At 64.3% G+C, this 23776-nt stretch carries 15 protein-coding genes, 1 tRNA gene and 1 pseudogene; 7 read left to right on the plus strand and 10 right to left on the minus strand.

Going from position 1 to position 23776, the window contains the following annotated elements:
- Positions 1-2757: 2757 nt before the first annotated feature.
- On the plus strand, positions 2758-3906 hold the full coding sequence (locus AB4Y91_RS12345; RefSeq protein ID WP_441418767.1) for a glutathione-independent formaldehyde dehydrogenase: 1149 nt from the start codon (positions 2758-2760) through the stop codon (positions 3904-3906).
- Positions 3907-3965: 59 nt separating this feature from the next.
- A pseudogene (locus AB4Y91_RS12350) lies at positions 3966-4460 on the plus strand (alcohol dehydrogenase catalytic domain-containing protein); the annotation flags it as partial.
- A gap of 388 nt (positions 4461-4848) precedes the next feature.
- Here AB4Y91_RS12350 and AB4Y91_RS12355 read toward each other — a convergent pair.
- From AB4Y91_RS12355 to AB4Y91_RS12365, 3 genes are all read right to left on the minus strand, one after another.
- Positions 4849-5601: a hypothetical protein gene (locus AB4Y91_RS12355; RefSeq protein WP_441418768.1), complete on the minus strand. Its 753-nt coding sequence runs from the start codon at positions 5599-5601 to the stop codon at positions 4849-4851.
- 114 nt (positions 5602-5715) lie between these two features.
- Positions 5716-7125 carry an EAL domain-containing protein gene (locus tag AB4Y91_RS12360; protein ID WP_441418769.1) on the minus strand — a complete coding sequence of 470 codons (1410 nt, stop codon included), beginning with the start codon at positions 7123-7125 and terminating at the stop codon, positions 5716-5718.
- Positions 7126-7216: 91 nt separating this feature from the next.
- Positions 7217-7435, minus strand: coding sequence for a hypothetical protein (locus tag AB4Y91_RS12365; protein WP_441418770.1), 219 nt, complete (start codon positions 7433-7435; stop codon positions 7217-7219).
- 547 nt (positions 7436-7982) lie between these two features.
- Between AB4Y91_RS12365 and AB4Y91_RS12370 the strand changes: the two genes are divergently transcribed.
- Complete coding sequence (locus AB4Y91_RS12370; protein WP_441418771.1) at positions 7983-9146, plus strand: low temperature requirement protein A; 1164 nt, start codon at positions 7983-7985, stop codon at positions 9144-9146.
- A 305-nt stretch (positions 9147-9451) separates the two neighbouring features.
- Here the strand turns inward: AB4Y91_RS12370 and AB4Y91_RS12375 are convergent, their stop codons facing one another.
- Positions 9452-9730 (minus strand): YciI family protein, encoded by a 279-nt coding sequence (locus AB4Y91_RS12375; RefSeq protein ID WP_441418772.1) that lies wholly within the window; start codon positions 9728-9730, stop codon positions 9452-9454.
- A gap of 97 nt (positions 9731-9827) precedes the next feature.
- Here AB4Y91_RS12375 and AB4Y91_RS12380 point away from each other — a divergent pair, with 97 nt between their 5' ends.
- Positions 9828-10061, plus strand: a complete 234-nt coding sequence (locus AB4Y91_RS12380) for a hypothetical protein (protein ID WP_441418773.1) — start codon at positions 9828-9830, stop codon at positions 10059-10061.
- A gap of 274 nt (positions 10062-10335) precedes the next feature.
- Here AB4Y91_RS12380 and AB4Y91_RS12385 read toward each other — a convergent pair whose 3' ends face one another.
- Positions 10336-11301: an amidohydrolase family protein gene (locus AB4Y91_RS12385; RefSeq protein WP_441418774.1), complete on the minus strand. Its 966-nt coding sequence runs from the start codon at positions 11299-11301 to the stop codon at positions 10336-10338.
- 52 nt (positions 11302-11353) lie between these two features.
- A complete protein-coding gene (locus AB4Y91_RS12390; protein WP_441418775.1) occupies positions 11354-12817 on the minus strand; it encodes a protein adenylyltransferase SelO in 1464 nt (487 codons plus the stop codon).
- A gap of 389 nt (positions 12818-13206) precedes the next feature.
- On the opposite strand from AB4Y91_RS12390, the gene AB4Y91_RS12395 reads away from it, so the two are divergent.
- Complete coding sequence (locus tag AB4Y91_RS12395) at positions 13207-13986, plus strand: alpha/beta fold hydrolase (RefSeq protein WP_441418776.1); 780 nt, start codon at positions 13207-13209, stop codon at positions 13984-13986.
- 157 nt (positions 13987-14143) lie between these two features.
- On the plus strand, positions 14144-14533 hold the full coding sequence (locus AB4Y91_RS12400; protein ID WP_441418777.1) for a VOC family protein: 390 nt from the start codon (positions 14144-14146) through the stop codon (positions 14531-14533).
- Between the two features lie 554 nt (positions 14534-15087).
- Here the strand turns inward: AB4Y91_RS12400 and AB4Y91_RS12405 are convergent.
- Positions 15088-15169, minus strand: a tRNA-Leu gene (locus AB4Y91_RS12405).
- Between the two features lie 207 nt (positions 15170-15376).
- Here AB4Y91_RS12405 and AB4Y91_RS12410 point away from each other — a divergent pair.
- A complete protein-coding gene (locus AB4Y91_RS12410; protein ID WP_056739732.1) occupies positions 15377-15982 on the plus strand; it encodes an ANTAR domain-containing response regulator in 606 nt (201 codons plus the stop codon).
- An 89-nt stretch (positions 15983-16071) separates the two neighbouring features.
- Here the strand turns inward: AB4Y91_RS12410 and pyk are convergent, their stop codons facing one another.
- From pyk to gltB, 3 genes are all read right to left on the minus strand, one after another.
- On the minus strand, positions 16072-17571 hold the full coding sequence (pyk, locus tag AB4Y91_RS12415; RefSeq protein WP_441418778.1) for a pyruvate kinase: 1500 nt from the start codon (positions 17569-17571) through the stop codon (positions 16072-16074).
- Positions 17572-17662: 91 nt separating this feature from the next.
- Positions 17663-19120 (minus strand): glutamate synthase subunit beta, encoded by a 1458-nt coding sequence (locus AB4Y91_RS12420; RefSeq protein ID WP_175321726.1) that lies wholly within the window; start codon positions 19118-19120, stop codon positions 17663-17665.
- Positions 19113-23729, minus strand: coding sequence for a glutamate synthase large subunit (gene gltB / locus AB4Y91_RS12425; RefSeq protein WP_441418779.1), 4617 nt, complete (start codon positions 23727-23729; stop codon positions 19113-19115). Before gltB ends, AB4Y91_RS12420 begins: the two co-directional genes overlap by 8 nt.
- Positions 23730-23776: the final 47 nt, after the last annotated feature.

The following is a 23776-nucleotide window of genomic DNA, read 5'->3' on the forward strand; positions in this document are numbered from 1 at the left end:
CTAAACGACCGCGCGACCCCGGGAAGCTGCACGCACGTGTGGGCAATCACGTCTTGACGGTAGTCTGCCCGCGGAACAGGATGGAATCAGGTTCGGTTGGCTGCAGGGCATGACTCCGGAATGGCAGGCAACCCGTCGGCTGATAATCGAGGCACGGTGGCCTGCCCAGGGATCGTTTCCGGGAAGTCTTCCAGCCGCACAAAAGAGAGGGCTTACCGTGAGCGAATCCCCAAAGAACACCGAGCGGCGCCACGCCGAGGAACCGGCCGAAGGAGGCACAGGTGGCCCGGCCGAGGTCCTGAGTGAACGGCGACACGCTGAAGACCCGGCTGAGGGCGCCGACTCTTCCGGGGCCGACCCTTCCCTTGCCGCTGACGGCGGGTCCTTGGTAGCGGAATCGCAACCGCCAACGTCCGACCAAGGGGAGAATTCATAAGCTAACGGTCGATGACTGCCTAGGAAAATCCGGATACTCGCGGGGAACGGTTCTCTCATCGTCGGGGTACCACCAGCGCAGTAGGTCAAGCTTCGCAGTCATTGCGACTCCACGTCGGTGTCTCTGCGCCTTCGAAGTTCCTCGGTGGCGAACTCGAACCAGCTCAGCGCACCGAATGCGGGCGTCGCCGAATCCAGGTGAACAAACAGAGCGTCCGCCAGATCCGCCAAGTCCTCATCCGCCAGATCCCGCACCGCGGATGCGGGGTCCAAGGTCCCGTCGGAGAACTCGCACAAGCGCAGACCGAGGAGTCGCCCTCGTGTCTCACCCGCGCAGCCGCTCAGGACGCAAGCCGGCGGGTGCAGGGCGGGTTCCGTGTCCACCTCGATCGGGGAGGCTCCGTCGACCGCCACTCGAGGTACGGACGTATCGGGAATCCAATGCCACCGTCCGCCGAAATCAATCCCAGGTTGGTTCTCCATTTTCCCTCCGCCGGCTCGGGCGCGCAGACGTTGACTGCTCTGCATCTATGGAACTAACCCTACGAATAGCCGAACAGCAGGACAAGCTAGCCGGCCAGGCCGACAACGTTCGAGTCCACTCTTCGATCAGCGAAGGTTCCAACACCGGGGAAAGCTGGGGACGACGCCGCGCCCTACCGCCCGGCGCGCGAGGCTGCAAGGGATTCACTCGCAGGCGACCTGACGCGTAGCATCGATCCCGACCAGAACCTCCTCGAGTCCGCCCGGTCCGCGGATGGGCCTGAATCAGGACGCTGACGCATCCGTCGCTGGATGGGCCTGTGCCGGGCCGATCAGCGGACGCACGAACCCTACGGAGGCCCTGCATTGGCTGACCCTGCCCGGGGCACGAGGACGCCTCATCCCAAAGAGAGGCTGGCGCGGTCCGGGCGGAACAGGCACCGGGTGGAGGTGTCAGGGACGACGACATCGACCGCTCGGTCGGAAGCTGCTGCCAGGGCGGAGAAGATGTTGTCAATGCCCGAATCGGTCCTCCATCAGAGTGCGCTCTTCATCCCATGCCCTCGCTTCGCCGCTGGTCGCCAAGGTCACGCCCAGTGAGTGGGCCCGACGTCGCCGGACCACGCAACCTAAAACACGAAGAAATGACACTGCGACGACGTCATACTGCGAGTGAGCCGCCTCTCCCGCAAGAACCCATCGTGCAGGTCATCCCACGTGGTCGATGGGTTCACGCCCGCTCACTACTTGCTCACCAGCCATCACCACCGTCCCTAGGCAGAAACCCGGGCCCTTCCCGCGAGATGCCTGCTCTGGACACACTGACCAAGGCGACGTAAATTCGGAGAGTCCAAAGAACTCTCGCGGATTTGGACCTTCGCGCCCGGGTGCACGGTCGCGAAGAGAGCCGCTGAAGCAGCACGGCGGCACACGAATGCACCCGCGGAACGGAGCCGGAAATGGCCACCTCGCACATCACACGATTCCTCCTGGACGCCACAGTCCCGGACGAGACGCAGGACCCGTTGGGGCCGGACTGCCTCTACGGCCTATACACAAGCTGGTGCATACTGCACCACATCAAGCCACTGGACGACTCCGAGTTCCGTTCCGCCATCCGGCGCCACGGGGTAGATCCCAGTAGCAGCCGCCGCCGAATGACCGGTCCAGCAGCCGGCAACTACATCTTGGCCAGCTACCCGGACACAGCCTGATGGAGCCCTCCAAGCACGCAGACGAGACCGATTAGGGCACATCTCACGTATTTCCGGGTGGCAGAATGTCCGTAGCCGAAAGGTTTCACGTCAGGATGCTCCTTTGCGGAAACCTTCCGCCTCCTACGTAGCTATCGATCCACAAACGCCCCCCGGTAACAACATCCCTCCGCAAAAGCCGCTACATCCGGACAACGCGAGGGGCCCTCACTTCGAAGATGGTCGCGCGCCCGCGCCGTTCAACGTTAGGGACCCAGCGCTCCACGGCGCCCTAGTAGGTTGCGGAGCCCCGGGCGGCATACCCGGGGGCCGTTTCGGATACTTTCGGGAGGGCCTCGACATCCACTGCGAAGCATGCTTAGCTTTGGGCTTCAACGAGTTTCACTCTCGCGCACAGACCGACAGGGTGCAGTTCCAACGCAGCCCCTCCGTCTGAAATTCTTCGCCCTCCCAGCACTTTTAGGCGGGCCTCACAGAACCCTTGTTCCCCGTTTGCCCGACCGGCCACGCCAGGCGTTTCGGTGGCTCAGTGCCGCCTGCCGGCGTCCCCTCTCAACGTTTTGAGATGCCTCAATCGTTGCTCCTGCTTGGCCCAATGGGCATGGGATAGAGAAAAGAGCGAACAATGAAGGCAGTAATTTACAAAGGACCGAACGACGTCAGCGTCGAGGAGATCCCCGACGCCAAAATTGAGCACCCCGCCGACGTGCTGGTGCGCATCACCTCCGCGAACATTTGCGGATCGGACCTGCACATGTACGAAGGGCGCACCAGCTTCGAAACTGGACGCTCCTTCGGGCATGAAAACCTCGGTGAGGTGGTGGAAATCGGCCCTGCCGTGAGCAAAGTAAAAGTCGGCGAGCGGGTGGTGCTGCCGTTCAACATCGCCTGCGGATTCTGTAAAAACTGCGAACGGGGCTTTACCAACTACTGCCTGACCATGCAGCCCGAGCCTAAGCTCGCCGGCGCGGCTTACGGGTTCGCGGACATGGGCCCGTACCAAGGCGGACAGGCCGAATACCTGCGCGTTCCATACGGGGACTTCAACTGCCTCCGCCTGGGCGAGGATGCGGTGGAGAAGGAACTTGACTACGTCATGGTCGCGGACATTTTCCCCACCGGCTGGCATGCCACGGAAATGGCCGGGGTCTACCCCGGAGACTCCGTTGTCATCTACGGTGCTGGTCCGGTTGGGCTGATGGCCGCCTACTCAGCCATTATCAAAGGAGCCGGCAAAGTCATGGTGGTGGACCGCCACAGCGACCGCCTTAAGCTGGCGGAACAAATCGGCGCCATCCCTGTGGATGATTCGCAAGTGGACCCCGTCGAATTCGTAAAGGACCAGACCATGGGGTTCGGGGCAGACCGCGGTTGCGAATGCGTCGGCTATCAGGCGCACGATCCGGAAGGAAATGAACATCCCAACATGACCCTGAACCGGCTCGTGGACTCCGTGCGATTCGTCGGAGGCCTCGGTGTGGTTGGGGTCTTCCTGCCCCAGGACCCGGGAGGCCCCGACAAACTGGAGCAGCACGGGCAGGTGGCCTTCGATTACGGAAACTTCTGGTTCAAAGGTCAAACGATGGGCTCAGGCCAGTGCCCGGTCAAGAAGTACAACAGGGCCTTGCGCGACCTCATCGCCGGCGGAAAGGCCAGCCCCTCCTTCATCGTAAGTCACGAGCTGACGCTGGATCAGGCGCCCGAGGCCTACAAGAACTTCGACAACCGTGAAAACGGCTGGACAAAAGTCGTTCTCCATCCGGCCGGAACCTGACAAGACCGGGGAGAACGAACGTCCATGTCGAAACGCGCTAGTCACAGGAGGTGGTACTGATGCGTGCAATGGTTTATCGCGGACCGTACAAAGTTCGCGTCGAAGAAAAAGACATTCCGAAGATCGAGCACCCCAACGACGCCATCGTACGGGTCACCAGGGGCGCCATCTGCGGCTCCGATCTGCACCTCTACCACGGCATGATGCCGGATACGAGGGTGGGGATGACGTTTGGGCACGAGTTCGTGGGCACGGTGCATGAGGTCGGATCCTCCGTGCAGAACCTGACGGTAGGCGACCGGGTGATGGTGCCGTTCAACATCTACTGCGGCTCCTGCTACTTCTGCTCCCGCGGCCTCTATTCCAACTGCCACAACGTAAACCCCAATGCGACGGCGGTGGGCGGCATCTACGGCTATTCCCACACCTGCGGAGGTTACGACGGCGGCCAGGCCGAATTCGTCCGCGTCCCCTTCGCGGACGTGGGACCTTCGAAAGTCCCGGACTGGATGGACGAGGAGGACGCGGTCCTCCTCACCGATGCGCTCCCGACGCATCCGGGCCCTGAGGACCTTGGAAGCCCTCGAGCTCCTCGCCGAAGAAACCGCCTGGAAACGCTCTCTGACGGACATCGCGGGCGCCAGCGGGTTCGCAAGCCTGCAAGCCATGAGGCGGGCCGTCAGGGAACTTACAGGGGTCTCGCTCAGCGACGTGCAGGAGAACCCGGAACTCCTGCGCACACGAGCCGCCGAACTAAAGAAACTGACCGGACCGTGAACCGGCAGGACCGGATCTCGAAGGCATACCGTCCGTGCCAGCGGCTCGTCGTAGTCGGTTGACCGGTAGTTCGTCCCTTTCAGCCGGGCTTATCTACCGGGACGCAACCACGGGCCCGGGGCCGGCCGGTCCCGCGGCGCAAAGGCCAGGTCGCAGAGCCAGCGCTTAGTCGGAGGTGACAGCTGTGGTCATGGACTTCGGGGACAAAGGGGCCGAACTGTGCCCCGCCGAGGAGGGGACGAAGCGGGCTCGCTCCTTCAGTTCTTCCCTGTAAGTCTTGATGATGCCGTGGCCTTCTCCGTGGCCGAGCCGCGAAATGACGATCGGGCCTGAGGGCAGGGCGACCCGGATGGTTTCCCCGGTGCTTCTCTTGCCCAGCGAAAGTGCTTCGATGGATCCGTGCGGAGCATCGAGGAGTGTTCGGCAACCGAGGCCGGACGCTTCGATGACGAGGAGGCGCCTGGTCGTGAGGACGACGTATCCGGCAGCCTCATTCAGGTTCCCCCTCCCGATAGCCCGGACGGTTTCGTCTCGCGCCAGCACACGGACCACGGCGCGAAACTCAGCCCGCCCGCCCAGGGAGAGACCTGCCCGCAGCACGGCGTCCTCAAGCCCGTGGTAGTCCATGACCCCCTCGGGCAGCGTTTCCTCGATACTGGCGAGATGCTCATGGTTCAGCGGCCCCTGATGTGCTGTCCAGACCACGTCTGCACCACGCGCGGACGGTCGTACGGTAGCGGTAAACCGCACGGTTCGACGTCGCTTGCGGAGGGAAAACGGTACCTCGATATTGATGCTGTCCTCATCGTAGGGCTTAGCCCTATAACCTGATTCGACTGCGGCGCCGCGGATGTGGTCCCGGGCGGCGTCCACACCTATGAGCAGCGTCCAAAGGACGGTTTCGGGACCTGATGTCATCTGAATTCTTTCCGCATAGTCGTGGCATTGGTGCTCCTGGCCGGGCAAAGCGCGCAAACCCGCGCCAGTCAGAAGCATTGGCCGGAGGCTGACCGGCTCCGAAGCAGTGACCGTTCAAGTGTCATTTGATTCGGCATCTTCATTCGGTGACGACCGGTTCCGCTGCCTCCAATGGGACCAGTCCGCCGACAAGACGGATGGCCGACCCAAGAGGTAGCCCTGCCCGGCGTTCACTCCCATCTCGGTAACGGCCGCCAGTTCTGCATGGGTTTCGATTCCCTCGGCGACCAGGCATGCCTCGATTTGTGACGAGAAACTGACCATCGCCGCGCACAGGGCCCTCTGCTTCGGGTCGTTGTCGATTCCCGCAACGATTGTCCGGTCGAGTTTGATGAGCTCTGGGTCGAGCTTGAGTATGTGGCGCATCGACGAGAACCCGGCGCCGACGTCGTCGATAGCAATGCGTAAGCCAGCGCTTCTCAGCGGAGCCAATGCTGCCGCGAGGCGTGCATAATCAGCGACGGCTGAATGCTCGGTCAGCTCTACGACGATACGTTCGGGCTTCACACCTGATTTCCCCACAATGTCACCTAGCCTCGGGTCAAGGCATGCCGATGGGGAGAGATTGACGGCGATATAGAGGTGGTCAGGAAGATCCGCAGCGGCGAGCAAGGCTGTTTCCAAAGCGAGGAATTCGAGTTCGGCGCCCCGCCCGATTGAATCGGCGTCGGCAAACCATTGATCCGGGGACCATACAGGAGAGCTGACGAAGCGAGTGAGCGCTTCGGCGCCGATAATCTCGCCGGTTCCCAGATGACAGATCGGCTGAAACGCTGTGATCAGTGTCCGAGTGGCGATCAGGCGATCGAGGCGCACCGCGATCGCCTGATTTGCCGGGCGCCGCACCGCGCAGTCTGCCGGCGGCCGCGCGATTCCCTCAAATCCTGCTCCCCAGCCTTCCACGTCCGACCGACGCCATCCGACGACCTCGATGCTCCGTCGCCGCCCATCCCGGTGACGGGCGGACAGCAAAAGCCCTACTCGGCCGGCACTTGGGTCTGGTTCCGGTGCGGTCTTGAGGTCGGAAAGGTCGATGATGAGACTGCACGGGCGTCCCACAAGGTCGGAGGGCTCGTAGCCGAGCAGCTCCCGGCTTGCCACGCTGGAGAAGGTGAACCGGCCATCTGCTCCTACAGCCCAGAGCCAAACCTTGGTAGCGCCCAGGACCGCGTCCATCAGTCTGGCGGTCGTCGACGCCTCGATCTGATCGCGGCGCTGTTGCCGGACAAGGCTCCAGGCCGCATGAAGGAGAACCGGAAGGAGCAGTATCGAGGCGAAGACGGAAAATTCGGCGGGGACCCCGCGACCGTTCCAAGGCTGAAGACCAACCAGGAGAGGCAGCAGTATCGACAGCGCGGATAGCACCCACAGTGACAGAACGGCCAGCAACCATCGACCGCATGCTGATGTTCGAGTTTGGCCGGTGACCGTGGGGGCTGGGGACATGCGAGCCTTCTTGCTCATTTCGGATATTGGATCATTTGGGTTCAGCATCGGCGATATCCCTCCAGGTATACGGTGACGCGGGAGGGTATGTTGCCGCCACGGTCCCGTTCTAGGCGAGGTCGCATTCCTGTGTGGTTCCATAGGGAACGTCCTGGCTCAGGTTTACTGTGAACGAGTTCGGTCCATGGCGGGTCACGAGAATTCCGTGATTACCTTCCATCAGCGCCCGGGCCCGGGCCAGTTCCTCAGCGGCATCGAGGCGTTCGGCTAACAAGTGGGGCTCGTCTGCTGTGACGTAGTAAGTCATTCCGGTGGCGGCGGTGGTCATAGGTCGTTCCTGTTCTGATAGCACTCAAAGGCAGTTCGCTCCCGCGGTCGGCATCCCTGAGCGGAGCCTCGTGCGGCTCTGCAACCTCGCCGGAAGCTGCGTGCCCGCCTTCAAAAATCCTACGATCGGTGGCCGTGCAAAAACCGGGGTGTTGTTCCAAAGCGTGCATTCTTTAATCCCGGACCAATCAATTCGTGCAGGAGCCGCTCAGTGCTGGGCGAAGGATGGGCTGTTTCGTGAGGTGAAAACGGAATTACGCTGACTAAATAAGCTGCCACGGAGCTCTCGGACCGCGTTCCCGAGCTGAGCGGCGGCTCTTCTGGCTCATCTGGCTCATTGTGAGGACAGGCCGTAGGCGTGGACCGAGGTCGCAGGGATTCGGAGTCCCCGGAAGGGTTCGCCCGCGCACGCCGATACCATCACGCCGACGGAGGGTGCGCCGTAACACCTCTCCGGCAATTTCCCCCTTGACTTCTCTACTGACCGTCGTCAGTCTTTCGACAACAGGACGGGCGTCCGTCCGCTCCTGGCTCAGTGAAGGATGCTAATGTTCCGTGCCACGTCGCTGATGCGTTCCGCAACCTCCGGAAGCCGGGTTACGCGGCTTGAGCTATTCTTCGATCTGGTCTTTGTGTTCGCGCTGTCGCAGCTTTCCCATCACTTGCTGGAGCATCCTTCATGGGTGGCGGCCGGTGAGACGTTTGTGCTTCTTCTCGCGGTCTATAAGGTGTGGGTGTACACGACCTGGGCGGCCACGTTGCTGGACACTTCGCGGTTTGAGGTGCAGTGGATGCTACTGATCGTCATGCTGATCACACTATTCATGAACGCCTCAATCGGCTCAGCGTTTGGCGCCTTCGGCTGGCTTTTTGCCGCGAGCTATCTACTGGTCCAGCTGGGCCGGGGTGCATGGTTACTGACTGTGGGACTTGACCGCACCACCCACAACCATTTCGTGCGCACGCTGATCTGGGGGTGTATGAGCGCTCCGTTTTGGATTGCCGGCGTCTTTTTCGGTCCGGGGCCCCGTCTGATGTTCTGGGGTGTCGCTGCCGCGATCGATCTGGGCGGCCATATGCTGGCTCACCGGTTGCCTGGACAGAAGACCGAAGGAAGCCGGGTCCCGCTCCCGGGAGAAAGGATCTTTGAGCGGTTCGGGTTGTTCTACCTGATCGCGCTTGGCGAGACGATCCTCTCAACCGGTCTGGCGATTGCCGGCAACCTGGCGGACCCTTTGATATTTGTAACCGGAACAGTAAGTTTGGCCGGAAGCGTCGCGATCTGGTGGTGCTACTTCTATAGCCTCGAACAGGAAATTCTGAAAAAGCTTGCTTCTGTTGATGATCAGTTCCGACCCGGCATCTTGGCAGGCAACACTTTGGTCGTGCTACTGGCGGGCTTGATCTTGGTGGCGGTGGGTGATCAGCTCGCCATCAGCGATCCGGCCGCCCGCCCCGATCTTGCCACCGTTCTGTTCCTCTTTGGCGGCCCGGCTCTATTCCTTGCCGCCCGTGGATTTTTTATCCGGCGGGTACTGGGCCACCGCCAACCATCTGATCTCGCCGGCATCGGAGCCCTGGCGGTGCTGGCAAATCTGAGCTTCCTCCTCCCGGCCTTCGTTGCCGCCATAGGCGCCGCGCTCCCGCTCATAGGCGTGGCAGTTGCAGATGCCGTGAACCGCCGCCGCCGAACGGAACGAGGGCCCCGCTAAGGCGGAGGGCCGGATCCGCCAACAGAGCAAAAACGACGCAGTGCCGTTCATCTTGTGAACTTCAGAACGCGGGCTACGGGAGAGATGCTACGAAGCACGCCACAAATTCTTGGAGTCTTGTCCACCTCCCACGCCCGCAAGGCCTCTGACCTGCGGAAACACTGCGCTCACAGCAGAGACCACACGAAGCAGGGAGAGGCTGCGGACGGAGTGTCCGAGGACCGACTCGGATGCCACGATGATGCGGAGGGCCGCTGAACATCTGGCCTAGGACGGTTCTGTGGAAGGTGCCGCCGGTCACCGCCTTACTCGAAGCGGACGGCGTTCCATTCCAGAATGCGCGGGTCCACCAGTCCTTCGACCGTGAACGGGTCTTCGGCGATGAAGCGCTCGGCATCCTCGCGGGACGTGAAGATACCCATAGAACCCGCTGCGGGATCCGCCGTCTGGAAGGGGCCCGGGGCTACAAGCCCGCCGCCTGCCTCGCGGAAGGCCTTGTAGTAGGCCTTGTGGCGGGGAAACGTTTTGAGGATGCGTGACCGGTCAGCGCCCTCGCGCAGCGTGTAGAGCACGACAAAGTCCATGCGCCGATCCCACCGATGGCAGCGGTCGCGGTGTGCCGCTTCATACACAGGAGAGTCTTGCGGCCATAACTCAGTACACTGATCCGACAATAGACGAATGTACGGCTCAAAGATTGGCGAAGAGATGACGGACAAGCTGCGGCTGACCCCGGACGACGCGTTCCCGGAAGATCTGGAAGTGATGACCGACAACGACCTGCAGGTACTGGACAGCCAGGTCCAGCGCCAGCTCGACCATGAGGTCGTCGTTGCGGGTGAATCGGATCGCGAAACGGAATTCCGCCACTACGAACTGGATCACGAGTTCACGCAGCGCGACGACACCCGCTGAGCGCTTCCGGGTCGGGTTCTCCAGGCCGCCGACTCCCCCTCTATCCGGTACTCTCAAGCGCCCCGCCTGACGAGTCTACGAAGGCCGCTTGATGTCCGGTCTTGCCGTCTCCACGGTCCTGGTCATAGTGTGCTGTCTCGGTTGGGGAATCGGAGGTACCGGCGGGAGGATCGGTGGGCTTCGTCCTGAGTCGCCCGATACAGCTGCGGTCTCGAGCAGCGATGCTCCCACTCCGAGACGGTCCGGCCATTCTCCGACTTTAGCCAGACAACGGCTAATTCCTGTCAAGGCGGAGACGGGGAAACAGCGCCTCGGCGTTGCCGCGGTCAATCGCCGCGCGCAGTACGGGATCCAGCGGATACTTCTCATACTGCATGTTCAGGAAATCGATGGCCGCGAAGGGGGCGAACGGGAAGTCAGTGCCGTACGTGATGCGACCCGGGTCAGCTACCTCAAGCAGGCTGGGCAACGCCGCCGGGCTGGCGGACAGGGCGACGTCGTAGTAAAAACGTCGCAGGACGGACTGCTTCTTGTCTCCCAACGCCGCCAGCGCGTTGAGAGCCAGGTCCCTGTCGAGGAGCATGGTCAGCAGGATCCGGTGGGCGATGAAGGGCACGAATCCGCCTGCGTGCGCCAGGACGAACTTAATGCCGGGGAACTTCTCCATCGCACCGGACAGGACAAGGCTGATAGCGGTGCGGGTGGTGTCGAGCATGAAATCCGCGGCAAAGGCGGGTATGCCCGGCACCGGCGGTGCGGGCAGCTCACCGGGGTGGATGAAGACCACGGCCCGGCGGTGGTGCAGGAACTCCAGCAAGGGCTCAAATCCCGGGTCTCCGAGGTAGCGGCCGTCGTTGTTGGCCAGCAACACGATCCCGTCCGCCAGGAGGGTGTCCAGGGCGTACCGGGCCTCCGCGAGGGCGCCTTCCACGTCCGGCAGGGTGAGCGCCGCAAAGAACCCGAACCGGTCCGGCTGCGCGGCCACCACCTCCGCACAGAACTCGTTCACCTCGCGCGCCCTCAGCCGCGCCTCCATCACGTCCCCGAAATAGACGCCGGGCGTGGACAGGGAAAGAATGCCGGTTTGCACCTCGTGCCTGTCCATGAACTTCAACGCGGAGCGCTCGGACCACGGCGGCAGACCGATCCCACCGGGGTCTATCCCCTTGTCACGCATCCACCGCGCATACCCCGGCGGAACGATGTGCTGATGAGTGTCGATACGGTACGGCGGGCCCATCCGAATCCCCTGCCAACAGGTTCAGTTCAGTCTGCTTGAGCGGGTCAACGGCTCAGGTTCCGCAGAACGTGCGGTACGCGCCGAAGTCATCGGGCGCGCCCATGGCGTATCGCTCGAGACCGGGGCGTTCGTTATACGGGTCGGTGACCGCATCCATCAGCCGGAACAGCGGCTCCAGGTCGCCGCCGGTGGCAGCGGCCAAGGCTTCCTCCACCAGGTGGTTGCGGGGAATGTACGCAGGATTAACCCGGTCCATCGCGTCGGCGTCCGGGTTCAAGGCACGCCAGCGCCCAGCCCAGTCATCAAAAGCCGTCCTATCCGGTATGAGCTGCCGGGCTGGCTCAGGGCGGCCGCGGGCCGCTTTGCCTAGGCTGCGGAAGATCGAGGTGTAGTCCACGTGTCCCTGCCGCAGGAGGGTCAACAACTCCTCGACGAGGGGGGATGTCACCTCATCCCCGAGCCCTGGACGGAAGCCAAGCTTCCTGTTCATTCCGGCCGCCCAGTCAGCACTGTACTGCTGGCGGAAATCGTCCAGTGATTCCACTGCAAGCTGGATGGCTGTCTCCTGGTCCTCGTGCAGCAGCGGCATCAGCGACTCGGCGAGACGGGCGAGGTTCCATTCCGCCACGACTGGCTGGTTCCGATAGGCGTAGCGCCCTGTTTCGTCGATCGAACTGTAGACGGCGGCAGGGTCGAACGCGTCCATGAAAGCACACGGGCCGTAATCGATGGTCTCGCCTGAGATCGTCATGTTGTCGGTGTTCATTACCCCGTGGACGAATCCCACCAGCATCCAGCGGGCCACCAGCGACGCCTGCGCACCAACCACCGAGCGGAAGAGGGCTAGGTAGGGGTTTTCGGCCCGCTCCGTCGCCGGATAGTGCCGGGTGATCGCATAGTCGGCGAGGCGGCGAACGAGGCCGACGTCGCCCCTGGCCGCGGCGTACTGGAAACTGCCGACGCGCACATGACTCGTAGCGACGCGGGTGAGCACGGCCCCGGGCAACACAGTGTCACGCTGCACGGGACGCCCCGTGGCCACCACAGCCAGGGACCGTGTGGTGGCAACGCCTAACGCGTGCATGCCTTCACTGATGAGATATTCGCGGAGCATCGGCCCGACGACGGCCAGACCGTCTCCCCCGCGGGCGAACGGTGTACGTCCGGAACCCTTGAGATGCACGTCCCGCGGCATGCCGTCGGCGTGCGTGATCTCGCCGAGCAAGAGGGCGCGCCCGTCGCCGAGCCGGTGGGCGTACCAGCCGAACTGGTGTCCCGCGTAAGCCTGCGCGACCGGCGTGGCATCGACCGGGAGCCGATGCCCGGTCAACAGGCCCATCCCTTCGGCACTTCGTAAGAAGTCAGCGTCCAGGCCCAGTTCGGTTGCCAGCGGCTCGTTGAGCACCAGTAATCGAGGGTCAGGCATGTCCTCTGCGCGCCAAGCAATGGCCATCTCCGGAAAGTCCCGGGCGAAGTGGCCGCTCAACGTGACGGCTGGAAGGGACACGGCATCCATGCATCCAGAATAGCCCCGCGGAACCACTGTGCCCGAGGTGGGACTCGAACCGGGTTCCGGCCCTTGAGTTTCCGCCACTCCCCCGCAAACCTCCGCAATCCGGCCCGGTCCGGCACCAGTAAGACTCAATCCGAACGCTAGGGTGTGCACATTGTGCACACCCTAGCTTTTGCCCAGTTCGGCGCCCCAAACCAGGCTGCCTCGGCGCCGGTAACATCCTGGAATTCAGGGCCCCGACAACGTGGCGCATGAACTCTTCGCCCCTGCCTGAGATTTGTTCGACCTGAGGCGTGTTGGATGCGCTGCCCAACCGCGTATCGCTGTGCCGTCGAGCCTTTCGCCAGATGACCTCTGGCCAGATATGTTGCACCGCCCCTTACAGTGAAGTCATGCTGCACTCAACCCGGCAAGGCTCCGGTAAGCCACTCCTCCTGATCCATGGGCTCGGTTCCAGTATTGGTAACTGGAACCCGATAATCCCGGCGCTGGCCGCTGAACGCGATGTCATCGCCGTCGACCTCCCCGGTTGCGGCGAATCCGCGCCGCTAACCGGAGAAACCACCATTGCCACGCTGACCGATGCCGTCGAAGCCTTTATCCGCGACCGGGAACTGGGTGACCTTGATCTGGTAGGCAGCTCCATGGGCGCCCGGATGGTGTTGGAAATGGCACGGCGAGGGCACGCTGGCACCACGATCGCACTGGACCCTGGTGGATTCTGGAATGACCGCCAGGCAGCGATCTTTGGAGCAAGCATCAAGGCATCCGTCGCACTGGTGCGCCGTATCCAACCGGCGCTCCCCTTCCTCACGGGCAACCCCGTTGGCCGCACGGCCCTGTTGGCTCAGTTCTCCGCCCACCCATGGAAGCTGCCGCAGGATCTGGTCCTGCATGAACTTCGTGGGTTCAAGACATCGACCAGTCTGGACCCTGCCCTCAACGCGCTGATTCACGGACCCCGCCAGGAAGGCGCACCGGCCGGTTCACTCAAGGGCAAAGTGGTCATTGGATGGGGGCGGAAGGACAAGGTCACCGCTCCCAGTGAGGCGGCGCGGGCCATGGAGCTGTTCCCGGATGCAACGCTCCACTGGTTCGAAAGCTGCGGTCACTTCCCGCACTGGGACCAACCAACGGAGGCGGCGCGCCTGATCCTCGATAGCACCGGCTGAGCTGCGGCTGAGCGCCGGGGGCGGAGCCATTATGTTTGAGTTGGCTTCCGAAAGGTGGAACCTGCGACGGCTGGGGATGACGCCCCAGTCTCGGGAGGCATCGACGCCGCCGTGCACTAACGAGAGGCTGTCCGAGGATCCTGTTAGCGTTGCAACCATGACGACACATCAGATCACCCTTGGTGCGATCAACCTGGAGGCTCAGAATCCAGCCACGCTTGCCGATTTTTGGGCGTCCGTGACCGGCGCCTTGCCCTCACCGGGCGGCGACAGCGTCTACCTGCCATCTGCGGGTCCCGGAGGGTTCGCAATGTTCTTCCAACCCATGACCGGTCCTCGCCCCGAGCACCAAACGTTCCACCTAGATCTGACCGTGCCCTGGGGGTCACGACAGGCCGAGGTCAGACGCCTCCTCGACCTCGGTGCCACTTACCAGTGGGACGTCCTTGACGAATTCCCACACGTGCGGTGGACCACTCTTGCTGACCGGGAGGGGAACCTCTTCTGCGTGGCCGAACACCCACCCACAGACCAACAGGGTTTGTGACCCGACCCAAGTCAAGCATCGGGTGTGTGAGAGGCTCCGCCAACGGGGCGCCACGAAAACACCCAAAGACTCTGATCGTCTGCGCGCTCTTAAGCTCCCACAGCTGGATCAATTCGGACTATCCACGGCTGAAGATGGGTGTGCGGTCCGGACGCCGTGGCTCGGTTTTCGTCGCTCACCATCGTCACAGCGTGGAGCCAGTTTCAGCTTCCCGTGCAGGGCCAGAAATATTCGACAGAACAGGCAAGAAACCGTTCGAGCCGCATCTGCCCGCTCTCAACACAACCCGGTACGACAAAGACAGATCCGGAAATCTTGCCATGAACAGTCGTGACCGGAATTAGTGCAAACGAGCCGAGGCGACTCCGCTCGCCCAGCCAGCATCAGGTCATGCAGTTCAAGACCCTCCCCGCCATGAACAGATAACCAGCCACACCGCTGCCCAAACCCAGGAGAAGGCACAGCCACCAACAAAAAAAGCCCCCGAGGGGGTCCATCAGTGAACAGTTTGTGCACGTTCAGTGACCCGCAGGCCACTGAACAGGGAAAACACGTGCCCGAGGTGGGACTCGAACCCACACACCTTTCGATACCGCATTTTGAGTGCGGCGCGTCTGCCAATTCCGCCACTCGGGCGCGGAGTACACCGGCTGTCATATTCGCTTGCTCGATGGTGCTGTGAGCAACGCGATCGCTTCCGGTGCGCGAAATTACTCTACATGCAGATAGGCTGAATTCCAGAATCGCGCCAGTGACGCCGCATCGATCCCTACCGGCCCCCAGTACACCCGCGGACGTGCCTCAGATGGTCCAGTTCCCGCCGTACCTTTCCAAGGAGTACCCGTGTCAGAACAGACGGAGTCAACCCCCACCTCCCAGCCGGCGCGCCGCGTCGTCGTCGCCGAGGATGAGACCCTCATCCGGCTGGACATCATCGAGATCCTGCGTGGCGAGGGCTACGACGTCGTCGGCGAGGCGGACAACGGCGAGAAGGCCGTACAGCTCGCGGAAGAGCTCAAGCCCGACCTCGTCCTGATGGACGTCAAGATGCCCGTCATGGACGGCATCTCCGCGGCCGAGAAGATCGTCAAGGCCCGGATCGCCCCAGTGGTGCTGCTGACCGCGTTCAGCCAGAAGGAACTGGTCGAGCGCGCCCGCGACGCCGGCGCCATGGCCTACGTGGTGAAGCCCTTCACCCCGGCCGACCTGATCCCGGCCCTGGAGATCGCACTGTCCCGGCACGAGGAAATCAAGGCCCTCGAAAGCGAGGTGAGCGACCTGCAGGAGCAGTTCGCCACCCGCAAGCTCGTGGAGCGCGCCAAGAGCCTCCTGACCACCAAGATGGGCCTGACGGAGCCGGAAGCGTTCCGCTGGATCCAGAAGACATCCATGGACCGCCGCCTCAGCATGCGCGAGGTCGCCGAAACCATCATCAACCAGGTCAACTAGCCCACAGCCGGCACGCAGGAAAACCAAGGGAGGGCCCCGCCGCTGAATGCCAGCGGCGGGGCCCTCCCTTTGGTGTATCTGGAGAAGAACTAGATCTTGGTGTTCTTCTTCTTCTTTTCCGGCCAGGGGCCGAGCTTGTCCTTGGTGACGGCGTTCTCGCCGTGGCTGCCGGCGTCGGCCAGGTCGCCTACCTTGTGGACCTTCAGCATGTTCGTGGAACCGGCCTTTCCGGGAGGCGAACCGGCCGCAATGACCACCATGTCGCCGTCCTCGACGAGATCCATCTCGAGCAGGTTGCGGTCCACCTGGGCGGTCATCTCGTCGGTGTGGCCCACCATCGGGACCAGTACCGGCTGGATGCCCCAGGTCAGCGCGAGCTGGTTCCAGACGTGCTCCACCGGGGTGAAGGCAAAGACCGGGCGCATCGGCCGCAGCCGCGACAGGCGTCGTGCGGAGTCGCCGGACTGGGTGAAGGTACAGATGTACTTTGCTTCCAGCTGGTCGGCGATCTCGACGGCGGCACGGGTGATGGCGCCGCCGCGGGTCTTGGGCTTGGTGCCCAGCGGGGGGACGCGCTCCAGGCCGTGGACCTCGGTGGATTCGATGATCCGGGCCATTGTCTTGACGGTCTCGATCGGGAACTTGCCCACGCTGGTCTCGCCCGAGAGCATGACGGCGTCCGCGCCGTCGAGCACGGCGTTGGCGCAGTCGGAGGCCTCGGCGCGGGTCGGGCGCGGGTTGTCGATCATGGATTCGAGCACCTGGGTGGCCACGATGACGGGCTTGGCCCAGCGGCGGGCCAGTTCGACGGCGCGCTTCTGCACGATCGGCACTTCCTCGAGCGGCAGCTCCACACCGAGGTCGCCACGGGCCACCATGATGGCGTCGAAGGCGTCGATGATCTCCGGGAGCTGGTCCACGGCCTGCGGCTTTTCGATCTTGGCGATCACCGGCACGCGGCGGCCTTCTTCGTCCATGATTTCGTGGACGCGCTTGATGTCCGAGGCGTCGCGGACGAAGGAGAGGGCCACCATGTCCACGCCGCGGCGCATGGCCCAGCGGAGGTCGTCCTCGTCCTTTTCGCTCAGCGCGGGCACGTTGACGGCCACGCCGGGCAGGTTGATGCCCTTGTTGTTGGACACGTAGCCGCCGACAACCACCTGGGCGACGACCTTGACGTCGTCCACCTCGATGGCGCGCAGCGCCACCTTGCCGTCGTCGATCAGCAGCGAGTCGCCGGGGTTTACGTCCTCGGTGAGGCTCTTCAGCGTCGTGGAGCAGATGTCCTTGGTGCCCGGGACGTCCTCGGTGGTGATCGTGAAGGTGTCACCGACGGCCAGCAGGTGCGGTCCGTCAACGAAGCGGCCGAGGCGGATCTTCGGGCCCTGCAGGTCGGCCATGATGGCGACGGCCTTGCCGAGCTGGCCGGCGGCCTTGCGGACGTTCTCGTAGGTGTTGTCGTGCACGGAGTAATCTCCGTGGCTCATGTTCATGCGGGCCACGTCGACCCCGGCTTCCAGCACGGCAAGCGTGTTCTCGAAGCTCGCGATCGCCGGTCCGAAGGTGGCCACAATTTTAGCGCGTCTCATATACCTACCCTAGTTGTCTCTTGGTTGTTTTAAGTTGTCGCGGTGATGAACGGCCGGTGCCCGGTCCGGACCCGGCAGGGTCCGGACCGGGTTACAGGACGGCGATCGCCCGGTCGGTCGGCGCAACTGGCGCCGGGAGAATGGTGCTGCCCATCAGGAATTTGTCCACCGCGGCGGCGCAGGCGCGGCCCTCGGCGATGGCCCAGACGATCAGGGACTGACCGCGGCCGGCGTCTCCGGCGACGAAGACCCCTTCCGTGTTGGTCATGTAGTAACCGTCCCGGGCCACGTTCCCGCGGCCGTCGAACTCGGCGTGCACCTGCTCGGTGATCCCGGCGGGTTCGGCGCCGGTGAAGCCCAGGGACAGGAAAACGAGGTCCGCCGGGATGATCCGTTCGGTGCCGGCCTTCGGCAGGCGCTTGCCGTCGACGAATTCAGTCTCGGCAACCTTCACGCCGGTCAGCTTGCCGTTCTCGCCGACAAATTCCACGGTGGAGGCGAGGTAGGTACGTTCGCCGCCCTCCTCGTGCGCGCTGGCCACCTCGAACAGGGTGGGGAACGTCGGCCAGGGCTGGTGCGCGGCCCGCTCAGCGGACGGCTGCTTGCCGATCGCCAGCGTGGTCACGGACGCTGCCTGGTGCCGGTGTGCGGTGCCGAGGCAGTCCGCGCCGGTGTCGCCGCCGCCGAGGATCACAACGTGCTTGCCGGCGGCGTTGATCTGGTTTTCCACCGTCTCGCCGGCCACCACGCGGTTGGCCGGGACGAGGTAATCCATCGCGAAGTGCACGCCCTCAAGGTCCCGGCCCGGGATGGGCAGGTCCCGCGGCACGGTTGCGCCGGTGGCGACCACGACGGCGTCGTAGCGCCGGCGCAGCTGTTCCCAGGTCACATCGGTGCCGACGGCGACGCCGGTCCGGAAGCGGGTGCCTTCGGCCTTCATCTGGTCCAAGCGGCGGTCCACGTGCTCTTTTTCCATCTTGAAGTCGGGGATGCCGTAGCGGAGCAGGCCACCGATCTTGTCGTCGCGCTCATAAACGGCGACGGTGTGGCCCACCCGGGTCAGCTGCTGCGCGACGGCGAGCCCGGCGGGGCCGGAACCGACGACGGCGACCGTCTTGCCGGAGAGGCGTGCCGGCGGCAGCGGGTTGACCCAGCCCTTGTCAAAGGCCTGGTCCACGATGGAAACCTCGACCTGCTTGATGGTCACGGCGGGCTGGTTGATGCCCAGCACGCAGGAGGCCTCGCAGGGTGCCGGGCAGAGCCGGCCGGTGAACTCGGGGAAGTTGTTGGTGGCGTGCAGCCGCTCCATCGCTTCCTCGCCCTTGTCCCGCCAGATGAGGTCGTTCCACTCCGGGATGAGGTTGCCCAGCGGGCAGCCCTGGTGGCAGAACGGGACACCGCAGTCCATGCAGCGGCCGGCCTGGCTCTTCAGGACGCCCTTCTCCTGGGCTTCGTAAACCTCTTTCCAGTCCATGATGCGGACCGGGACGGGACGGCGCGGCTGTGTTTCACGCTGGCGTACTTTCAGAAATCCGCGTGGATCAGCCACCGGTCACCTCCAGGATTCGAGACCAAACTTCTTCGCCGTCGGGGTCCAGGCCCTCTTCGATGGCGTCAAGACGGGTTTGCAGCACGGCCGCGTAGTCGCGCGGCAGCACCTTGGTGATGCGGGCCGCGGTGTCGTCGAAGTTCTCGAGCAGCCGGGCCGCGTGCTGCGACTCGGTCTCCTCGAGGTGCTTGACCAGCAGTCCGTGGACGATTTCGCGGTCTTCGGCGTCGAGTTCGCGCAGCTGCAGCTCGCCGGCGTCGAGGGCCTGCTTGTTGACCCGTTCGGTCTGCAGGTCCAGGACGTAGGCGGTGCCGCCGGACATGCCGGCGCCGAAGTTGCGGCCGGTGCGGCCGATGATAAGCGCCTGGCCGCCGGTCATGTACTCGCAGCCGTGGTCGCCGATGCCTTCGACCACCGCGGTGGCGCCGGAGTTGCGCACCATGAAGCGCTCCCCCACCTGCCCGCGCAGGAACAACTCGCCGCTCGTGGCGCCGTATCCGATCACGTTGCCGGCGATCACGTTCCGCTCCGCCGGGAACACGTTGGTGCGGTCCGGGCGGACGATGATGCGGCCTCCGGAAAGACCCTTGCCGACGTAGTCGTTGGAGTCGCCGAACATCCGGAGCGTGATGCCGGCCGGCAGGAACGCGCCGAGCGACTGTCCGGCGGTGCCGGTCAGCGTGATGTCGATCGTGTCGGTGGCGAGCACGTCGGTGCTGAAGGTCTTGGTGACCACGTGGCCGAGCATGGTGCCCACGGACCGGTCCGTGTTGATCACGTCGACGGCGATTTTCACCGGGGTCCGGTCGCTGAGGGCCTCGGCGGCCATCGCGATCAGTCGCTGGTCGAAGTGCTTGTCCAGCTCGTGGTTCTGGCCCGTGAGGTTGCGCAGCGGCGCATCGTCGTCGAACTCCAGTCCGTGCAGGATGGGGTCCAGGTCCAGCCCTTCGGCCTTCCAGTGGCTGATCGCCTCGCGGGTGTCGAGCATTTCGGCGTGGCCGATCGCTTCCTCGAGGCTCCGGAAGCCGAGTTCGGCCAGAATCTCGCGGACTTCCTCGGCGAGGAATTCGAAGAAGTTGACCACGAATTCGGGCTTGCCGGTGAAGCGTGAGCGCAGCTCGGGGTTCTGCGTCGCGACGCCCACCGGACAGGTGTCCAGGTGGCAGACGCGCATCATGATGCAGCCGGAGACCACCAGCGGCGCGGTGGCGAAACCGAACTCCTCGCCGCCGAGCAGCGCGGCGATCACGACGTCGCGGCCGGTCTTGAGCTGACCGTCCACCTGCACCACCACGCGGTCGCGCAGGCCGTTGAGCATCAGGGTCTGCTGGGTCTCGGCGAGGCCGAGTTCCCACGGCACGCCGGCGTGCTTAAGCGAGTTCAGCGGCGAGGCGCCGGTGCCGCCGTCGTGGCCGGAAACCAGCACGACGTCGGCCTTGGCCTTGGTGACGCCGGCCGCGACCGTGCCGATGCCGACCTCGGAGACCAACTTGACGTGCACCCGCGCCGAGGGGTTGGCGCGCTTGGCATCGTAGATAAGCTGCGCGAGGTCCTCGATCGAGTAGATGTCGTGGTGCGGCGGCGGGGAGATGAGCCCGACGCCGGGTGTGGAGTGCCGGGTCCGGGCCACCCAGGGGTAGACCTTCTGGGCCATCAGCTGGCCGCCCTCGCCGGGCTTTGCACCCTGTGCCATCTTGATCTGGATGTCGTCGGCGTTGGTCAGGTAGAGGCTGGTGACGCCGAAGCGGCCCGAGGCGATCTGCTTGACGGCCGAGCGCCGGGTCGGATCCAGGAGCCGGTCCACGTCCTCGCCGCCCTCCCCGGTGTTGGACTTGCCGCCGAGCCGGTTCATCGCGATGGCCAGCGTCTCGTGGGCTTCCTGCGAGATGGAGCCGTAGCTCATGGCGCCGGTGGAGAACCGCTTGACGATGCTGGAGACGGACTCCACTTCCTCGAGCGGGACCGCGGGGCGCAGGCCGCCCTTGAACTTGAGCAGCCCGCGCAGGGTCATCAGGTTCTCGGACTGGTCATCCACCCCACGGGTGTAGGCCTTGAAGATGTCGTAGCGGCGTTCACGCGTGGCGTGCTGCAGCCGGAACACCGTCTCGGGGTTGAACAGGTGCGGTTCACCGTCGCGGCGCCACTGGTACTCGCCGCCGCCCAGCAGGGGCTGGTGCGGCTGTTCGATGCCGTTTTCCGGGTACGCCATCCGGTGGCGCGCAGCGACCTCCGCGGCGATGACGTCGAGGCCGACGCCGCCGAGCTGGGAGTGGGTGCCGGAGAAGTATTCGTCCACCAGGTCCTGGCCGAGGCCGAGGGCTTCAAAGGTCTGGGCGCCGGTGTAGGACGCGACCGTGGAGATGCCCATCTTGGACATGATCTTCAGGACGCCCTTGCCGAGGCCCTTGATCAGGTTGTAGACGCCGTCCTGCGGGGTGACGCCGGTGACGTCTCCGGAACTGATGAGCTGCTCCACGGATTCCATCGCCAGGTACGGGTTCACCGCAGAGGCGCCATAGCCGATCAGCACGGCGACGTGGTGTGTTTCGCGGACGTCGCCGGCCTCGACCACGAGCGCCGTCTTGGTGCGGTTGGCACTGCGCAGCAAGTGGTGGTGCACGGCGCTGACCAGCAGCAGGGACGGGATCGGCGCCCACTGGGCGTTGGAGTCGCGGTCCGAGAGCACGACGTACTGGACGCCGCGGTTGATGGCGCCGGAGACCTGCTCGCAGATTTCGGTCAGCCGGGCGCGCAGGGCGTTCTCGCCGCCGTCGGGGCGGTAGAGGCCGCGCACCTTCATGGCGACCCGGTCGCCGTCGGCGTTCTCGATGTTCGCGATCTTGGCGAGCTGGTCGTTGTTGATCACGGGGAACGGCAGCGAGACCTGCGGCTGGCGCACCTGCTTGGTGTCCAGCAGGTTGCCGTTGGGGCCGATCGCGCAGGTCAGGGACGTGACCAGTTCCTCGCGGATGGCGTCCAGCGGCGGGTTGGTGACCTGCGCGAAGGACTGCACGAAGTAGTCGAAGAGCAGCCGGGGCCGCTTGGAGAGCACGGCCACCGGGGTGTCCGACCCCATGGCGCCGAGGGGTTCGGCGCCGGTCCGGGCCATCGGGCCGAGCAGGATCTTCAGTTCCTCGGTGGTGTAGCCGAAGGTGCGCTGGCGGATGTTGACCGAGGCGGCGGTGTGCACCACGTGCTCGCGTTCGGGCAGGTCCTTGAGGTCGATCAGGTTGTCCTTGAGCCACTCGGCCCAGGGGTTGGCCGCGGCCACCTCGGCCTTGACCTCGGCGTCGTCGATAATCCGGCCGGCTTCGGTGTCCACGAGGAACATCTTGCCCGGCGAAACGCGGCCCTTCTTGACCACCTTGGAGGGTTCGACGTCGATCACGCCGACCTCGGAGGCGAAGACGACGAGGCCGTCCTCGGTGATCCAGTACCGTCCGGGGCGCAGCCCGTTGCGGTCCAGGGTGGCGCCGACGAGGTTGCCGTCGGTGAAGGACACGGCGGCGGGACCGTCCCACGGCTCCATCAGCAGCGAGTGGTACTCGTAGAACGCGCGCCGGGCGGGATCCATCGTGGCGTGGTTTTCCCAGGCCTCGGGGATCATCATCATGATCGAGTGCGTGATGGGCCGGCCGGAGAGCCAGAGCAGTTCGGCGACCTCGTCGAAGGAGGCCGAGTCCGAGGCGCCCGGGGTGCAGATCGGGTACAGCTCTTCCGGGCTGTCCCCCAGCAGCGGATTGGCCAGCTGCGACTGGCGGGCGCGCATCCAGTTCCGGTTGCCCTTGACCGTGTTGATCTCGCCGTTGTGGGCGATGGTGCGGAACGGCTGGGCCAGCGGCCAGGACGGGAAGGTGTTGGTGGAGAAGCGCGAGTGGACGATCGCAAGCTTGGTCTTGAAGCGCTTGTCCGAGAGGTCAGGGTAGAACGGCTCCAGCTGGGCGGTGGTGAGCATGCCCTTGTAGACGATGGTCCGGGAGGACAGCGAGGGGAAGTACACGCCGTACTTGTTTTGGGCGCGCTTGCGGATCCGCCAGGCCCGGGAGTCGAGTTCGTTGCGGGAGAGCGTCTCGCCGGTGCTGGAAGCGAAGAAGGGCTGCGCGAAGTACGGCATGCAGGCCCGGGCCATGGCTCCGACGAGGTCGGCCACGATCGGGACTTCACGCCAGCCCAGGACGGTGAGGCCTTCGTCGGCCGCGAGACCCTCAATGCCTGCCTTGGCGGCATCGGATTCGCGCTGTTCGGCCGGCAGGAACGCGGTGCCCACAACGTACTGCCCGGCGGCGGGGAGTTCGAAGTCGGTAACTGCACGGAAGAACTCGTCCGGGACCTGCATGAGGAGGCCGGCGCCGTCGCCGGTTCCTTCATCGGCGCCGACGGCACCGCGGTGCTCAAGGTTGCGCAGGGCGGTCAGGGCGGCATCGACGATGTCGTAGCCGGGCTCGCCGCGCAGGGTGGCGATGATGGCCAGCCCGCAGGCGTCCTTCTCCTGCTCCGGGTTGTAAAGCCCGGCAGCTTCGGGCAGCGCCGCAAAACGCTTGAACGGTGAGACCGCCGTAGTGGGCTGTTCCGGACCGGACCAGCTGGGGCTATGCAGGGTTTGGGTCATGGGAGACGTCCTTCCTCCTGATCGTGCGTATGGGAGGGACAACATTG

Origin of the sequence: Arthrobacter sp. YAF16, assembly GCF_052113385.1 — a bacterium.
Taxonomy (GTDB): Bacteria; Actinomycetota; Actinomycetes; order Actinomycetales; family Micrococcaceae; genus Arthrobacter.

Excerpts from the sequence above, each read along its gene's own strand:
- AB4Y91_RS12375 (WP_441418772.1), bottom strand. The coding sequence starts at position 9,730 with ATGGACTTTGTCGTGCTCTACACGCTGCGCGAGGGCGCTGACCGGTCA.
- AB4Y91_RS12365 (WP_441418770.1), bottom strand. The coding sequence starts at position 7,435 with ATGACCACCGCCGCCACCGGAATGACTTACTACGTCACAGCAGACGAG.
- AB4Y91_RS12370 (WP_441418771.1), top strand. The coding sequence starts at position 7,983 with ATGTTCCGTGCCACGTCGCTGATGCGTTCCGCAACCTCCGGAAGCCGG.
- AB4Y91_RS12390 (WP_441418775.1), bottom strand. The coding sequence starts at position 12,817 with ATGGATGCCGTGTCCCTTCCAGCCGTCACGTTGAGCGGCCACTTCGCC.
- AB4Y91_RS12345 (WP_441418767.1), top strand. The coding sequence starts at position 2,758 with ATGAAGGCAGTAATTTACAAAGGACCGAACGACGTCAGCGTCGAGGAG.
- pyk (WP_441418778.1), bottom strand. The coding sequence starts at position 17,571 with ATGAGACGCGCTAAAATTGTGGCCACCTTCGGACCGGCGATCGCGAGC.
- AB4Y91_RS12400 (WP_441418777.1), top strand. The coding sequence starts at position 14,144 with ATGACGACACATCAGATCACCCTTGGTGCGATCAACCTGGAGGCTCAG.
- AB4Y91_RS12355 (WP_441418768.1), bottom strand. The coding sequence starts at position 5,601 with ATGACATCAGGTCCCGAAACCGTCCTTTGGACGCTGCTCATAGGTGTG.
- gltB (WP_441418779.1), bottom strand. The coding sequence starts at position 23,729 with ATGACCCAAACCCTGCATAGCCCCAGCTGGTCCGGTCCGGAACAGCCC.
- AB4Y91_RS12385 (WP_441418774.1), bottom strand. The coding sequence starts at position 11,301 with ATGGGCCCGCCGTACCGTATCGACACTCATCAGCACATCGTTCCGCCG.
- AB4Y91_RS12380 (WP_441418773.1), top strand. The coding sequence starts at position 9,828 with ATGTACGGCTCAAAGATTGGCGAAGAGATGACGGACAAGCTGCGGCTG.
- AB4Y91_RS12395 (WP_441418776.1), top strand. The coding sequence starts at position 13,207 with ATGCTGCACTCAACCCGGCAAGGCTCCGGTAAGCCACTCCTCCTGATC.
- AB4Y91_RS12360 (WP_441418769.1), bottom strand. The coding sequence starts at position 7,125 with ATGAGCAAGAAGGCTCGCATGTCCCCAGCCCCCACGGTCACCGGCCAA.